15 protein-coding genes are annotated in these 15,278 nt (G+C 65.6%); 9 read left to right on the forward strand and 6 right to left on the reverse strand.

Translation table 11 applies throughout. The features are described 5' to 3' along the window. Positions 1-13 precede the first annotated feature (13 nt). The 4 genes from nuoN to RT513_RS13525 are packed head-to-tail and all read left to right on the forward strand — an operon-like array spanning position 14 to position 4,711. Positions 14-1,453 carry an NADH-quinone oxidoreductase subunit NuoN gene (gene nuoN / locus RT513_RS13510; RefSeq protein ID WP_290691254.1) on the forward strand — a complete coding sequence of 480 codons (1,440 nt, stop codon included), beginning with the start codon at positions 14-16 and terminating at the stop codon, positions 1,451-1,453. 20 nt (positions 1,454-1,473) lie between these two features. Next, positions 1,474-2,232 (forward strand): biotin--[acetyl-CoA-carboxylase] ligase, encoded by a 759-nt coding sequence (locus RT513_RS13515; RefSeq protein ID WP_290691257.1) that lies wholly within the window; start codon positions 1,474-1,476, stop codon positions 2,230-2,232. A 13-nt stretch (positions 2,233-2,245) separates the two neighbouring features. After that, complete coding sequence (locus RT513_RS13520) at positions 2,246-3,025, forward strand: type III pantothenate kinase (RefSeq protein WP_088214817.1); 780 nt, start codon at positions 2,246-2,248, stop codon at positions 3,023-3,025. 9 nt (positions 3,026-3,034) lie between these two features. Beyond that, complete coding sequence (locus tag RT513_RS13525) at positions 3,035-4,711, forward strand: ribonuclease J (protein WP_290691262.1); 1,677 nt, start codon at positions 3,035-3,037, stop codon at positions 4,709-4,711. A 3-nt stretch (positions 4,712-4,714) separates the two neighbouring features. Here RT513_RS13525 and RT513_RS13530 read toward each other — a convergent pair whose 3' ends face one another. After that, complete coding sequence (locus RT513_RS13530) at positions 4,715-5,521, reverse strand: AraC family transcriptional regulator (protein ID WP_088214819.1); 807 nt, start codon at positions 5,519-5,521, stop codon at positions 4,715-4,717. 115 nt (positions 5,522-5,636) lie between these two features. On the opposite strand from RT513_RS13530, the gene RT513_RS13535 reads away from it, so the two are divergent. Beyond that, positions 5,637-6,875, forward strand: a complete 1,239-nt coding sequence (locus tag RT513_RS13535) for an MFS transporter (protein ID WP_409518417.1) — start codon at positions 5,637-5,639, stop codon at positions 6,873-6,875. Positions 6,876-6,927: 52 nt separating this feature from the next. Here the strand turns inward: RT513_RS13535 and RT513_RS13540 are convergent, their stop codons facing one another. The 3 genes from RT513_RS13540 to RT513_RS13550 all read right to left on the reverse strand — a co-directional run bounded on the left by RT513_RS13540 (position 6,928) and on the right by RT513_RS13550 (position 10,113). Next, on the reverse strand, positions 6,928-8,166 hold the full coding sequence (locus RT513_RS13540; protein ID WP_290691265.1) for a saccharopine dehydrogenase family protein: 1,239 nt from the start codon (positions 8,164-8,166) through the stop codon (positions 6,928-6,930). A gap of 57 nt (positions 8,167-8,223) precedes the next feature. After that, positions 8,224-9,318, reverse strand: a complete 1,095-nt coding sequence (locus tag RT513_RS13545) for a carboxynorspermidine decarboxylase (RefSeq protein ID WP_290691268.1) — start codon at positions 9,316-9,318, stop codon at positions 8,224-8,226. Positions 9,319-9,501: 183 nt separating this feature from the next. Beyond that, entirely contained in the window at positions 9,502-10,113 is a 612-nt protein-coding gene (locus RT513_RS13550; RefSeq protein WP_088214823.1) for a GcrA family cell cycle regulator, read from the reverse strand. A gap of 380 nt (positions 10,114-10,493) precedes the next feature. On the opposite strand from RT513_RS13550, the gene RT513_RS13555 reads away from it, so the two are divergent. Genes RT513_RS13555 through argF form a run of 3 tightly spaced genes read left to right on the forward strand, consistent with a single transcriptional unit; the run spans position 10,494 to position 13,160 of the window. Continuing rightward, positions 10,494-11,690, forward strand: a complete 1,197-nt coding sequence (locus RT513_RS13555; protein WP_290691273.1) for an aspartate aminotransferase family protein — start codon at positions 10,494-10,496, stop codon at positions 11,688-11,690. Then, positions 11,683-12,234 carry a GNAT family N-acetyltransferase gene (locus RT513_RS13560; RefSeq protein ID WP_290691276.1) on the forward strand — a complete coding sequence of 184 codons (552 nt, stop codon included), beginning with the start codon at positions 11,683-11,685 and terminating at the stop codon, positions 12,232-12,234. The genes RT513_RS13555 and RT513_RS13560 overlap by 8 nt, the downstream gene beginning before the upstream one ends. Then, positions 12,234-13,160 (forward strand): ornithine carbamoyltransferase, encoded by a 927-nt coding sequence (gene argF, locus RT513_RS13565; RefSeq protein ID WP_290691279.1) that lies wholly within the window; start codon positions 12,234-12,236, stop codon positions 13,158-13,160. Before RT513_RS13560 ends, argF begins: the two co-directional genes overlap by 1 nt. Before the next feature lie 44 nt (positions 13,161-13,204). Here the strand turns inward: argF and RT513_RS13570 are convergent, their stop codons facing one another. Further along, positions 13,205-13,591, reverse strand: coding sequence for a hypothetical protein (locus RT513_RS13570; protein ID WP_088214827.1), 387 nt, complete (start codon positions 13,589-13,591; stop codon positions 13,205-13,207). Positions 13,592-13,710: 119 nt separating this feature from the next. On the opposite strand from RT513_RS13570, the gene RT513_RS13575 reads away from it, so the two are divergent. After that, positions 13,711-14,139 (forward strand): VOC family protein, encoded by a 429-nt coding sequence (locus RT513_RS13575; RefSeq protein ID WP_290691282.1) that lies wholly within the window; start codon positions 13,711-13,713, stop codon positions 14,137-14,139. A 15-nt stretch (positions 14,140-14,154) separates the two neighbouring features. Here RT513_RS13575 and RT513_RS13580 read toward each other — a convergent pair. Beyond that, positions 14,155-15,278, reverse strand: a 1,124-nt coding sequence (locus tag RT513_RS13580; protein ID WP_290691285.1) for an ATP-dependent helicase C-terminal domain-containing protein, incomplete at its 5' end; no start/stop codon positions are given.

Genomic DNA, 15,278 nt, shown 5'->3' on the forward strand with positions numbered 1-15,278 from the left:
GAAGGACCGCGCCATGATCTCTGCCGATATCGCCATCGTCCTGCCGGAGCTGCTGCTCGCGGCCTATGCGATGCTCGCGCTGCTCTTCGGGGTCTATACGGGCAAGGATGCGACCGCCACGCTGATCACCTGGGTGACGGCGGTGGTGATGGTTCTCCTCGCATTCTGGATAGGCCTGGGGGGCGGCACGCGCCTCGCCTTCGGGGGCATGTTCATCGACGACGCCTTCTCGCGGTTCGCGAAGGCGGTCATTCTGGTCTCCGGCGCCTTTGTGCTGGTGATGGGCCGCGACTATCTTGCCAAGCACGACCTGCTCCGCTTCGAGTATCCGGTGCTGTTCGCTCTGGCGACCGTCGGGATGATGGCGATGGTCTCCGCCGGCGATCTGATGTCGCTTTATCTTGGCCTGGAGCTTCAGTCGCTGGCGCTCTACGTGCTTGCGGCGATCCGGCGTGACAATCTCAAGTCCACCGAGGCGGGCCTGAAGTATTTTGTGCTCGGCTCGCTGTCTGCGGGGATGCTGCTCTACGGCGCCTCGCTCGTTTACGGATTTGCGGGCACGACGCTGTTCAGCGGTATCACGGAGGCCGTCCGTGGGTCCGAGCAACTGCCGCTCGGCCTGCTCTTCGGGCTGGTGTTCATGCTCGCCGGGTTGGCGTTCAAGATCTCCGCCGTTCCCTTCCACATGTGGACGCCCGATGTCTATGAAGGTGCGCCGACGCCGGTCACCGCCTTCTTCGCCACTGCCCCCAAGGTTGCGGCCATGGCGCTCATCGCCCGGCTCGTTCACGGCGCCTTCGGCAATGTCGCGGGGGACTGGAGCCAGATTGTCGCATTCCTGTCGGTCTGCTCCATGTATCTCGGGTCTATCGGCGCGATCGTGCAGACGGACATCAAACGCCTGATGGCCTATTCCTCCATCGCCCATATGGGGTACGCTCTGATGGGCCTCGCCGCGGGGACGAGCTTCGGGATTCAGGCGATGCTCGTCTATATGGCGATCTACGTCACCATGAACATCGGCACCTTTGCCTTCATCCTGTCGATGGAACGGGATGGACGTCCGGTAAGCGATATCGACTCGCTGCGCCTGTTCAGCAAGCGGGAACCGCTGAAGGCGCTGGCCCTGCTCGTGCTGTTCTTCAGTCTCGCGGGTGTACCGCCGTTCATCGGCTTCTTCGGGAAGTTCTACGTCATCATGGCGGCGGTCGAGGGCAACATGACCTGGCTTGCGGTTCTGGGTGTCATCGCATCGGTGATCGGCGCCTATTACTACCTCCGTATCGTCTATTACATGTACTTCGGTGAAGAAGGCGCGGGCGTGGAAAGCCGGATGGGGCCGGTGCAATGGGTGATGCTGATGGGCTCGGCGGCGATCATGCTGGTCGGTGTCATCAACCTGTTCGGCATCGAACCCTATGCGCAGGCCGCGGCCACGGCGCTTGTTCCCTGAGGCATGACGGGCCCTGAGGCATGACGAGGGTGGCTGACTGGCCAGCGGGTATCGGGCGGCACGTCCATGCCGAACTGGACAGCACGCTGAACGAGGCGGCGCGTATCGCGCCGTCCCTCTCCGCCCCCGCTTGGATTCTCACCTACAACCAAACACAGGGGCGGGGCAGGCGCGGTCGCCCCTGGGCCATGCCGTCGGGCAACTTTGCCGGCGCGCTGGTGCTGCGGCCGCAGGAGCCGCCCGCGACGGTGGCGCTCCGCTCCTTCGTAGCCGCGCTCGCCCTTGCCGACGCCTTGAGCGAGGTGACGGGCCGGCCGGAGCTCCTCGCGCTCAAATGGCCCAATGACGTGCTGCTGGCGAGCGGCAAGGTGGCTGGCATTCTGCTGGAGGGCATCGGGCAGGGCGGTCAGGTCAGCCACCTCGCCATCGGTATCGGTGTCAATCTGGCGGAGGCGCCGCCTGCGGAGGCGCTGGAGCCGCATGCCGTGCAACCGGTGAGCCTGCTCGGTGCGACCGGTGCCCAGATTGCGCCCGAGGAATTCCTGTCCGTTCTTGCCCGGAGCTACGCGGCTCGCGAGGCCGTCTTCACGACGCAGGGCTTCGCCCCTATCCGGGAGGCATGGCTCGCCCGCGCCGCGCGGCTGGGAGAGCGTATCACGGCACGGACGGGCGGCACCGCGACCACGGGGATTTTCGAGACGATCGACGCGCAGGGGGCGCTCGTCCTGGCAACGTCGGAGGGGCGGCGGGCCATTCCCGCCGCGGAAGTGTTCTTCTGAGGGGGAGAAGGCCATGCTGATGGCGATCGATTGCGGCAACACCAACACGGTGTTCTCCATCTGGGACGGCGCGCGCTTCATCGCCACATGGCGCACCGCGACGGATCATCGCCGCACGGCGGATCAATACTGGGTCTGGATCAAGCAGCTCATGACGCTGAACCAGATCGACGCGGATGTGACGGAGGTCATCATCTCCTCCACCGTGCCGCGGGTCGTGTTCAACCTCAGGGTGCTCTGCAACCGGTATTTCGACTGCCGCCCGCTGGTGGTGGGCAAGCCGGAATGCCGCCTTCCGAACCCGCCAAGGGTGGATGCGGGCACGCTCGTCGGCCCGGACCGGCTGGTGAATACGGCAGGGGCCTACGACCGGCACGGGGGCGACCTGATCGTCGTCGATTTCGGCACGGCGACGACGTTTGATGTGGTGGACAGCGACGGAGCCTATATCGGCGGCGTGATCTCTCCGGGGGTGAACCTGTCGATGGAGGCGCTGCACATGGCCGCCGCCGCCCTGCCGCACGTGGATGTGACCAAGCCCGAACACGTGATCGGGCGAAACACCGTTGCCTGCATGCAGTCCGGCATTTTCTGGGCCTATGTGGGTGTGGTGAAGGAGATCTGCGCGCGGATACGGGCGGAAAGAGGCCGTTCCATGCTCGTGATCGGCACCGGGGGGCTTGCGCCTTTGTTCGCGACCGGCGAAGACCTGTTCGACCGTCTTGAAGACGACCTGACGATGCACGGGCTGCGCATCATCAACGACTACAACAAGGACACACCCCGCGAATGAGGGATACGCATGAGTGAACGGCTGATCTTCCTGCCCCTGGGCGGCGCCGGCGAAATCGGCATGAACGCCTATGTCTTCGGCTACGGGCCGGCGGGTCGGGAGCGGCTCATCCTCGTCGATCTGGGCGTGACCTTCCCGGACATGGAGACGACGCCCGGCGTCGATCTCATCATGGCCGATGTCTCCTGGCTGACCCAGCGGGCCGACCGGCTTGAGGCGATCTTCATCACCCATGCGCATGAGGATCACCTTGGCGGGATCGGCCATCTCTGGCCGCGACTGAAGGTGCCTGTCTATACCCGCGCCTTCACCGGCGTTCTCGCCCGGCTGAAGCTGGAGGAGCAGGGTCTGGGGACGGATATGCTCAACATCGTCGGCGCCTATCCCGAGCAGGTGGAGGCGGGACCGTTCCGCGTCTCTTTCATGCCCGTGTCGCATTCCATCCCGGAAAGCGCTGCGCTGGTCATCGACACGCCCGCTGGCCGGGTGGTCCACTCCGGGGACTTCAAGCTCGACGGGACGCCCGTGGTGGGTGAGCCTTTCGACGCCGCTGCCTGGCATACGATGGCGCGGGCGAATGGCAAGGTTCAGGCCTTCACCTGCGATTCGACCAACGTCTTCTCGCCCCGGCCGGGCCGCTCGGAATCCACCCTGGCCGCGCCGCTGCTCGATCTCGTGGTGAATGCGCGCGGCATGGTGGTGGCCACGACCTTTGCTTCCAACGTCGCGCGCCTGAAGACGCTGGCCGATGCGGCGGTCGCTGCGGGCCGCTCCATTTGCCTGCTCGGGCGCGCGATGCGCAAGATGGTGGCCGCGGCGGTCGAGGCCGGTGTTCTGACGGATTTCCCCCCGACCGTGTCGCCCGAGGATGCGGCGAGCATGCCGCGGGAGAACGTGATGCTCATCGTCACGGGCAGTCAGGGCGAGCGGCGTGCGGCTGCCGCGCAACTGTCGCGCGGGCGCTATCTGGGGCTGGAGTTGAAGGAGGGCGATCTGTTCCTCTTCTCCTCCCGCACCATTCCCGGCAACGAACGCGGCGTGATCCGCATCATGAACGCGCTCTCCGAAATGGGCGTGGATGTGGTGGATGACAATGATGGCCTCTACCACGTGTCAGGTCACGCCAACCGGCCGGATCTGGAGGCGGTGCATGATCTGGTGTCCGCCCGCATGGTCATTCCCATGCATGGCGAGCATCGCCACCTGCGGGAACATTCAAAGCTGGTCGCAGCCAAGGGTATCCCCTCGGAGATCGTGACCAACGGCATGATGATGGACCTGTCCGGCGACCGTCCCCGCGTGGTCGAACATGTGGAGACGGGGCGGCTCTATCTCGACGGAAACGTGCTGATCGGCGCGACGGACGGGGTGGTGCGCGATCGCATCCGCATGGCGCTGAACGGGCATGTTCTCATCACCGTCATCATCGACGACGAAGGCGAGATCCTCGGCGACCCCTGGGCGGAGGTCATGGGCCTGCCCACGCGTGGCCGGAGCGGCGGCGCGGTGGAGGAGGTCATCGAGCAGGCGCTCGCGGACCTTCTGGAGAAGGTGTCGCACAAGGTCATCGGGGATGACGGCAAGCTCGATGAGGCGATCCGCCGCCAGGTGCGCCAGACATCCGTGCAGGAAATCGGCAAGAAGCCCGAAGTCACCGTGGTGGTCAGCCGTCTGCTGGAGGAGTGAGCGTCAGACCCTGATGCCGTAGGTGCGGGGCGGACTGCCCAGCATCCTGCGGAACATCGTGGTGAATGCCGCAACGCTCTCATAGCCGAGGTCGAGCGCCACCGTCGTCACCGGCTCCCCTGCGGCAAGCCGGGGCAGGGCGGCAAACAGGCTCGCCTGCTGCCGCCAGCGGGACAGGCTCAGGCCCGTCTCCTGCTGGAAGCGCCGGGTGAAGGAGCGGCGGCTCATCCCCGCACGCGCGGCCCAGTCGTCGATGGCGACATGGGCGTCCGGGGAGGCGACGAACTCCCGGCACAGCCGCGCAAGCCGTGGATCGGTCGGAAAGGCCAGCGCGAGCGGGCGTTCCGGCAGCAGCGGTATTTCATGCAGCAACAGGTGATTGACGAGCGTATCGCGCGCGCCCAGCGGCCCCAGAGGCGGAAGATCGGACGCCGCCTTTAGCAGTTCGCGCATCAGCGGCGTGACATGCACGACCCGGATGGTATCCGGCAGGCCCGGATGCGCTCCGGGCAGGACATAGGCCGACCGCATCCGCACATTGCCAAGCATCTCTACCGAATGCACCGTTTCTGCGGGCAGCCAGAGGGCATGATCCTTGGGCACCATCCACCGCCCCGCATCCGCGCGGACCAGCAAAACTCCCTCCAATGCATGGATCAGCTGGGACCGGCTATGCCTGTGGGGAGGCACCAGCCGGTAATCCGGGTAATCCGCGGCCGCGGCGATGAGCGGTTCGCTGGAGATGTCGAGCGCGTCCAGCGTCGGCTTCGGCACCGCCGTCCGGTCGCGATAGTTGGGGTCCGCCTCCATGCTGTCCTCCGTTGGCCCGGATGCGAAAGTCTTTGACCAAAGCACGAAAGAACTCGATTCGGAACTGCCTTAAGAACAGGCGGAAGTATTACGCGGAGTCCCTCCCTTGTCCGATGTGTCCATAACCCCCGATATCGCGGCGCCGTTGCAGCCCGCACAGCCCGCCCCACGGCGACGTCTGGATAGCACGACCTGGTCGATCATCCTTGCCGTCAGCCTGTGTCATATGCTGAACGATGTGATGCAGTCGCTGCTCGCGGCGATCTATCCTCTGCTGAAGGCGGATTTCGCGCTGGATTTCTGGCAGATCGGGGCGCTGACGCTGGCCTTCCAGGGCACGGCCTCGCTTCTGCAGCCGGCGATCGGCATCTATACCGACAAAAACCCGTTGCCGATGTCGCTCCCCTGGGCTTCCGTGCTCACCTTTCTCGGATTGATGGTGCTCTCGGTCGCGGGCAGCTATCCGACGCTGCTCATCGGCGCCTCTCTGGTCGGGATCGGCTCGGCCATCTTCCACCCGGAAGCGTCGCGCGTGGCCCGGTTCGCTTCCGGCGGCCGTTATGGTACGGCGCAATCGCTCTTTCAGGTGGGCGGCAATTTCGGAACCTCGCTCGGGCCGCTGCTCGCTGCTTTCATCGTGGTGCCGCTCGGGCGTCCGGCCGTGGCATGGTTCGGGGTGCTGGCGCTGATCGCGGGTTTCGTCCTCTATCGGGTCGGGCTTTGGTATCGCGACATCCGCGAGGAACTGCAGGCCCGCAAGGCCGCCGACAAGACGCTGCCGCTGCCCCGCGCGCGGGTGATGTGGTCCATCGGGATCCTCGCCTTCCTCGTGCTGACCAAGAATGCCTACATGGCGGGGATGACCAGCTTCTACACCTTCTACCTGATCGAGACCTTCGGCCTCGGCACGCAGGCGGCGCAGGTGATGCTGTTCCTGTTCCTCGGCGCCGTCGCCGTCGGCACGATCCTCGGCGGGCCCTTTGCCGACAGGTTCGGCCCGCTCACGGTGATCTGGGTGTCCATCCTGGGTGTGCTGCCCTTCACGCTGCTGCTCCCCCATGCGAACCTGTTCTGGACGGGAGTGCTGACCGTCGTGATCGGCGTGATCCTCGCCTCCGCCTTCTCCGCCATCGTGGTCTTTGCACAGGAACTGCTGCCGGGGCGGGTCGGGATGGTTGCGGGTATCTTCTTCGGCCTTTCCTTCGGGCTGGGCGGGATCGCCGCCGCGCTGATCGGGCTTGCGGCCGACAGCCACGGGATCGCCAGCGTCTATCACGTCCTTGCATGGTTCCCGGCGCTTGGTCTGCTGACGATCTTCCTGCCGAAATCGGCGGAACTGCGGCGCAAGAGCTGATGCGAAAAGGGCGCCCAAAGGGGCGCCCTTTCACAATCCCGGGTTTTCACCCTCAGTAATCCAGCGGCCTGTCGCCATCCTTGTCCTTCACGCGGGTCGGCAGGCCCAGACGGTCAAGTTCCTTGAGGAACGGTAGCGGCGGCAGTTCCTCCACATTGACCATCTTGCCCACGTCCCAGTCACCACGTGCGATGAGGAGCGCGGCAGCAACCGGCGGCACACCAGCGGTGTAGGAGATCCCTTGGCTGCCGACTTCCTCATAGGCTTCCTTGTGGTCCGCGACGTTGTAGATGAACACTTCGGCCGCTTCGCCGTTCTTCGTTCCGGTCACCAGATCGCCGATGCAGGTCTTGCCCTCATAGTCGGGGGCGAGGCTCGCAGGATCCGGCAAGACAGCCTTGACCACCTTGAGCGGCACGACCTCCTGACCCTCGGCGGTCTTCACAGGCTTTTCGGAGAGCAGGCCGAGATTCTTCAGGACGGTGAACACGTTGATGTAGTGGTCGCCGAAGCCCATCCAGAAGCGCACATCGGCATCGGGATAGTTGGCGGAGAGGGAGTGCACCTCATCATGGCCGGTGAGATACGCCTTCTGCTTGCCAACGACCGGTAGATCCCATTCTCGGCCTACCTCGAACATGCTGTTCGACTGCCACTGGCCACCCTGCCAGGAATAGACCGTGCCGGTGAATTCGCGGAAGTTGATCTCCGGGTCGAAATTGGTGGCGAACCAGCGCCCGTGCGAGCCCGCATTGATGTCCACGATGTCGATCGACTTCACCTCATCGACATACCGGTCGGCGGCGAGGCGGGCATAGGCATTGACCACGCCGGGATCGAACCCGACGCCGAGGATCGCGGTCACGCCCGCTTGCGCCGTGCGTTCCCGCCGCTGCCATTCGTAGTTGCCATACCACGGCGGTGTCTCGCATATCTTCGCCGGGTCTTCGTGGATGGCTGTGTCCATATAGGCTGCGCCGGTCCGGATGCAGGCTTCCAGCACGTACATGTTCACGAAGGCGGAGCCGACATTGATGACGATCTCCGCACCCGTCCTCTCGATCAAAGCGGCAACCGCGTCGGTATCCATCGCATCGACGGCATGACCTTCGAACACGCCGGGAACCTTCAGGGCGCTTTTCGCATGCACGCTTTCGATGATCGCATCGCACTTCGCCTTGGTGCGCGATGCGATGTGGATATCGCCGAGAAGGTCGTTGTTCTGGGCGCATTTATGCGCAACGACCTGCGCCACGCCACCGGCTCCGATGATGAGGACGTTCTTCTTCATTCCATGAGGCCTCGTTGGTCTGAGAGTGAAGGCCCCCCGCCGATGGGGGGCGCGGGGTCAGGAAAGCGCGGCGGCGAATTCGTCATAGCCGAAGTCGCGCACTTCAGTCAGGGTTCCATCCAGTTCGCGGATGGCGATGGAAGGCATCTTCACGCCGTTGAACCAGTTCTTCTTGACCATCGTGTAACCGGCGGCATCCTGGATCGACAGCCGGTCCCCGGATTTCAGGGGGTGGGGAAAGCGGAACTCGCCGAAGATGTCGCCCGCGAGACAGGATTTCCCGCAGACCATCCATTCCTCCGGCCCTTCGTTCGGCTCCATCTTGGCGGACTGGCGATAGATCAGCAGATCGAGCATATGGGCTTCGATGGAGCTGTCCACGATGGCGAGGTTCTTTCCATTGTGCAGCGTGTCGAGCACCGTCACCTCCAGTGTGGTGGATTTGGTGATCGCCGCCTCTCCCGGCTCCAGATAGACCTGCACGCCATATTCGCCGGAAAACCGCTTCAGCCGCTCCGCCAGTTTCATCAGCGGATAACCCTCGCCGGTGAAGTGGATGCCTCCGCCCAGCGAAATCCAGTCCAGCCGCCGGATCAGAGCGCCGAAGCGTTGCTCGATCAGGCCAAGCATCTCGTCAAACCGCTCGAAACTCTCGTTTTCGCAGTTGTTGTGGAACATGAAGCCGGAAATCGCGTCGAGATGCGGCTCGATCCGCTGGGGATCCCATTCGCCGAGCCGCGAGAAGGGCCGCGCCGGATCCGCCAGATCGAAGCCGGAGGTGGAGACGCCGGGATTGACCCGCAGGCCGCGGACATGCCCCTCCGACACGTCGCGGAAGCGTTCGAGCTGCCCGGCGGTGTTGAAGATGACCTTGTCGGAATTGGCCAGAACCTCGTCGATCTCGTCAGGCGCCCAGGCCACGGAATAGGCGTGCGTCTCGCCCGGAAACTTCTCCCGCCCGAGCTTCACCTCGTAAAGCGAGGAGGAGGTGGTGCCATCCATGTAGTCCGACATGAAATCGAAGACCGACCATGTGGCGAAGCACTTGAGCGCCAGCAGCGCCTTGGCGCCGGAGGCTTCGCGCAGCGTGGCGATCTTCTCCATGTTGGGCAGGAGCAGCGCCTTGTCGATCACGTAGCAGGGTGTCTGCATGGGGGCCTCCTACGGCGTCAGGGCGGGCGACCGCGCCGCCCGAGGAAGGCGACGACGTAGTCATTTTTCTCTGCCGCCTCAAGTCCCCGGGGCAATTTGCCGCCGAATCTGCCCTGCCGAAGCAACAGGAAGATGACGCCGCGCGGAATGCGCGCGGACGCTCGATCAGGGGGAGGGCGCGACTTAGCGGCGGCGGTCCCGGCGCGCGGACATCGGTTGGAAAGCCACGCTCACATGCGCCTCGCAATAGGGCTTGCCGGGCGCAGCGGCATGACCGCAGAACCAGAAATCGTCCGTGGCCGGGTCACCGATCGGCCATTTGCAGGTCCGTTCCGTCAACTCCAGCAGGGTGAGCTTGCGGGCGCGCTTCTCCACCTCGCGGGCGGAGGCGAGGGTTTCGGGGCTGATTTCGTTGGTCGAGGGCTGCGGCGGAAGCGGTTGCAGACCGTTCGTCACCGGGCGGCGGGTGGAAAGCTGGGTCGGTGGCGGCGGTGCGACACGCGGTTGCGGCTCGGCACGGCTCGGCTCTGCCCGGACAGGTTCCGGCTCCGGCTCGGGTGCGCTCTCGACGACGACCTCGATCACCGTTTCCTGCACCACGATCTCCTCGACCGTTTCGACAACGGCTTCCTCTTCCTTCTCACCCGGTCCACGGTTGGAAAGGCCAAGCCTATGGACCTTGCCGATCACCGCGTTGCGCGTAACACCGCCAAGTTCCTTGGCGATCTGGCTGGCGCTCTGGCCTTCGCCCCACATCCGCTTCAGGGTCTCGACGCGTTCGTCGGTCCAGGACATTCAGTGCCTCCGGCTGAAAGCCGCCATCTCGGCTGCGCCAGGGGGCGCACCGGCAAGCGGCAAAATTCGGGTTCTTGGCGCCGCATTCTAAGCGGGACACGGCGAGATACAAGCGACAGGCCGCCGATTCAAGCATAACCGCAGCAAAGGTCGCTTTCGATGAGATGAGCACCGCGAAAAAGATTTACAACCCTGCACCGAGCCGTTATCCGCGTCACATGATCGCAAAGCTCCGCCTTTCCCCGCCGAGCCGACGTCGTCGCACCCGCGTCTGACGTCCCGATCGCCGTGCGCCTGCCGCACATCTTCTTTCAAACCACCGTCGTTGACTCGCCCCCGCTGCTTTGGCACCTCTGGGGCGCATTTCAGAGGATGATCCGATGATCACGTCCGTGCTGCCGACCTACAACCGCGCGCCGCTGTCCTTCGTGAAGGGGGAGGGCGTCTGGCTGACGGAGGCGGGCGGGGAGCGATACCTCGACCTTGGCGCAGGGATCGCGGTGAACGTGCTCGGTCACGCCAATCCCGCGCTGGCGGAAGTGTTGTCCGAACAGGCGCACAAGCTCTGGCACACGTCGAACCTCTACATCGTGCCGGAGCAGCAGCGGCTGGCCGATCTGCTGGTCGCGCATACCTTTGCGGACACGGTGTTCTTCACCAATTCCGGGACGGAAGCGGCGGAGCTGGCCATCAAGATGGCGCGCAAATACTGGTATGACGGCGGCGAGAAGGAACGGGTGGAGATCATCACCTTCGAGGGCTGCTTCCATGGCCGCTCCTCTGCCGCCATCGCGGCCTCCGGCGCGGAGAAGATGGTGAAGGGCTTCGGCCCGCTGCTTCCGGGGTTCGTCCACCTCCCCTTCGGCGACAGGGCCGCGGTGAAGGCCGCGATGACGGAAAAGACCGCGGCGATCCTGCTCGAACCCATTCAGGGCGAAGGCGGTATCCGTCCCTTCGGAGATGCCTTCCTGAAGGAAATCCGCGCCCTTTGCGATGCGACCGGCACGCTCCTCATCCTCGATGAGGTTCAATGCGGCGTCGGGCGCACGGGCAAGCTCTTTGCCCACGAATGGGCCGGGATCACCCCGGATATCATGATGGTGGCCAAGGGTATCGGCGGCGGTTTCCCCCTCGGCGCCGTGCTGGCGACGGAGACCGCGGCGCGGGGCATGACAGCGGGCACCCATGGCTCGACCTATGGCGGCAACCCGCTGGGCTGCGCGGTGGGCGCGAAGGTCATGGATATCGTGGCCGACCCGGCGTTTCTCGAAGCGGTCAATCACAAGGCCGGGTTCTTCCGCCAGAAGCTGGAGGGCCTTGTTGCCGCGCATCCCGAGGTCTTCGAGGAAGTGCGCGGGCAGGGCCTCATGCTGGGCCTGAAGTGCCGCATCGCTCCTGCCGATCTGGTGGCCGCGGGCTATGCGGAAAAGGTGCTGACCGTTGGTGCCGCCGATAACGTCGTCCGCCTGCTGCCCGCGCTGAACATCGCGGAGGCGGAGATCGCCGAAGCGGTGGAGCGTCTGGACCGTGCCGCCGCCGCGCTCTCCCCGGAGAAGAAGGCGCAGGCCGGTGATTGAGGCGCGGCCCCCTTCTGCCACCGGCAGCGAGGCGGTGACCGGCATCCGGCTGGATCCGGTCACGCGCGCAGACCTGCCGCTTCTCGGCTCATGGCTCCGCCTGTCGCACGTCCGCCGCTGGTGGGATGCGCCGGAGGAGCAACTGGCCCGCATCGGCGAGCGGATCGGATCGCCACTGATTTCGCAACAGATCGCCAGTTATTATGGGCAACCGTTCGGTTACGTGCAGCATTACCGCCTTCTGGACTGGCCGGGCGGGGCCGGTGGGCTGCCGGAGGATACGCGGGGCATCGACCTGCTCATCGGGCCGTCTGGCCGGCTTGGCCGGGGTCTTGGGTCCGGCTTGCTCCGGGCTCTCTCAGCCAGGCTTTTTGCGGAGGGTGTGCCTGCTCTCGCGGGCGATCCCGATCCGGCGAACATCGCGGCTGTTCGGGCCTTCCGCCGGGCGGGGTTCCGCGATTATGCTGCCGGTTCCGACATGCCGCCGCTCATGGTGCTTCTTGCCAATCCGACGCCGGATGAAAACGACGAAAGACAAGCCTGATGAACAGCTTCCTCGATATTCATACCACGGCACCTGAAGACTTGCGGGGCATGATAGACAATGCCCGTGCCATGAAACTGGCGCGCAACGGCCGTCCCAAAGGTGCTGTGGATGACGAATTGCCGCTGAAGGGCCGCATGGTCGCCCTGATCTTCGAGAAGCCCTCCACCCGGACCCGCGTCTCCTTCGACGTGGGCGTGCGCCAGATGGGCGGCGAGACGATGGTGCTGTCCGGCAAGGAAATGCAGCTCGGCCATGGTGAGACGATTGCCGATACCGCGCGCGTCCTGTCCCGCTATGTCGATCTGATCATGATCCGCACGTTTGAGGAGGCCACGCTCTACGAAATGGCCGAACATGCGTCCGTCCCGGTCATCAACGGCCTGACCAACCGGACGCATCCCTGCCAGATCATGGCCGATGTGATGACCTATGAGGAACATCGCGGCAATATCGTGGGCCGCAAGGTGGTGTGGTGTGGCGACGGCAACAACGTCTGTGCCTCGCTCATCCATGCGGCGGGGCAGTTCGGGTTCGATTTCACCTTCACCGGTCCGCCGCCGCTGGACCCGGAGCGGGAGTGGCTGGACTTCGCGCGGTCCCGGGGTGCGGGGGCGGAGATCGTGCGCGATCCTGCCCGCGCGGTGGAGGGGGCCGATCTTGTCGTCACTGACACATGGGTGTCGATGCATGATCCGCAATCGGCGCGGGAGCGGCGGCACAACCAGCTTCGCCCCTATCAGGTGAACGAGGCGCTCATGGCGCATGCGAAGCCCGACGCGCTTTTCATGCATTGCCTGCCCGCCCATCGCGACGATGAGGTGACGAGCACCGTCATGGACGGGCCGCATTCCGTCGTCTTCGACGAGGCGGAAAACCGGCTCCATGCGCAGAAGGCCGTCATGCGATGGTGCCTCGACGTCTGACGGGCGAATCTGACCTCCGCCCGATCGCCCGAGGTGCTCCGGCGTCATGTGCCCCGCGGTTTCGGGGCGGGGATATCGTATTCCTGCCCCTCCACGATCAGCCGTGCGGCGCGGATCGTTTCCCGGCCCGACAGCACGCCCACCACCTGAGCGGCCTTGCCGTCCTGCGGCGGTGCTGCGGACAGGCCGGAGCGGCTGACCTGCCGTTGCGAACCGAGCAACACGTGCCACCGGTGGCCGTCGCTGTCCTCCAGCGTCATGCCCGGCGCGGGGGCGGCCAGGTTCACATCATGGACGGCGCCGTTGATCGTCACCTGACCCATCCAGCCCGCGAACCGATGCGCATGTGCCAGCTGCGGCGCGGCGTGATAGGCAAGCGCGGCAAGGAGAAGCGTCGCAAGGCTGACCCGCCCGATGTCTCTCGTCGTCATTCGCCCCTCCTTTGTTTGGCCCGGCAGAGCATATGTCGGGCCGGCACAGGCGGGGAATCACGCTTGCTTGACCCTGCAGGCTCAGGCCTATCTTTCCCGACATGCAGGGAGGGAAGGACATGGAAACCGAACGATTGCATCGCGGGCGGCTCATCGACCATCTTCAGCTCGTTATCCGGGACTTGGAAGCGAGCCGCCGGTTCTACGGCGCCGTGCTGGACGCGCTGGATATTCCGATCGGCGGGGAGGGGGAGGGTTTCTTCTGGGCGGACGAGCTGTTTGTCTCATCCGCCGACAGCCCGGCGGCCCTAGGCGAGCTCACCGGGCGGCACCATCTCGCCTTTCAGGCGGAGGATGAGGCGCAGGTGCGCACATTTCATGCCGCGGGGCTTGCGGCGGGGGGCACCGACAACGGCGGTCCCGGAGAGCGGCCCTATCACCCTGGCTATTACGCCGCGTTCCTGCTGGATCCGGACGGCAACAATATCGAAGCGGTCTTTCATGGCGCCGCCCGCCGCAGCGCGCCCTCCGTGGTCGTGGAGTTCTGACGGGGTTCTGGACGGTCAGGCCGTCTGGCCCCGGGGTTTGGCCCGCAGCGTGGGTTCGGCCTGCGTCGGATCCTCCGGCCACGGGTGGCGGGGATACTGGCCGCGCATGTCCTTGCGCACATCGGCATAGCTCGTGGCCCAGAAGCGGGGCAGGTCGGTCGTCACCTGTACGGGGCGGCGGGCGGGCGAAAGCAGCGTAACGCGGAGCGGCAGGCGTTTCGGACCGATGGCAGGATGCTCCGTCACGCCGAACATTTCCTGCAACCGCACCTCGATCCCCGGAACGCCGCCGCGATAGTCGAGCGGGATGCGGTTGCCGAGCGGCGTGGTGAAATGGCCGGGCGCCAGCCGGTCGAGGGTCTGCATCTCCTCCCACCCCAGCATCTGACGGAGCGGTTCGAGCAGGTCGAGCGCCTTCAAGTCCGCCGCCGTCCGCCGCCCCGCCAGATGCGGCAGGAGCCAGTCCTGCAACCCTGCGGTCAGCCCGGCGTCGGACATGTCGGGCAGGTCCACCCCCTCTGCCCGGAGCAGTTCCACCCGTGCGCGGAACCATTCCGCCGCCTCCGTCCAGCCGAGGGAGGAGAGGCCCAGATCGCGCACCCCGTCCAGCAGCGCCTCCGCCACCCGTTCCTCCGGCGCGTCCTGCCAGATGCGGTCGTCCAGCATGATGGAGCCGAGCCGCTCCTGCCGCCGGGCGATGACGCGACGCTCGCGGGGTGACCAGACGCAGACATCCTCCCAGCCGATGCGCTCGCCGTGAAGACGCCGCACCCCCGCCTCGGTGATTTCCACCGCCTGCCGGATCGTCGGCTCCCGCGCCGTGCCGCCCAGATCGGTCGCGACAAGCAGGCGCTGGCCCGACATCGGATCGCCCGCCGCGATGGTCACGCCTTTGCCGCCCGACAGCAGCCAGCGCGGTGTTTCCCCCTTGCGGCGCAGGCCGATGCGGTCAGGATAGGCGAGGGAGGCCATCTCGCCCGGCGTCATGTCCGGCCCCTCGGTGCCCGCCAGCCGGGAGAGCCGCCGCGCTTCCTGCCGGATCGTCTCTACCGTCGCGCGGTCGGCAGGCCAGGGGCGGCGCTCGGCATAGGCGCGCAGGTCGCGCACGGCCTCCAGCCGCAGGGCGAGATCGGCGGGCG

Source organism: Haematobacter sp., from assembly GCF_032102465.1.
Taxonomy (GTDB): Bacteria; Pseudomonadota; Alphaproteobacteria; order Rhodobacterales; family Rhodobacteraceae; genus Haematobacter.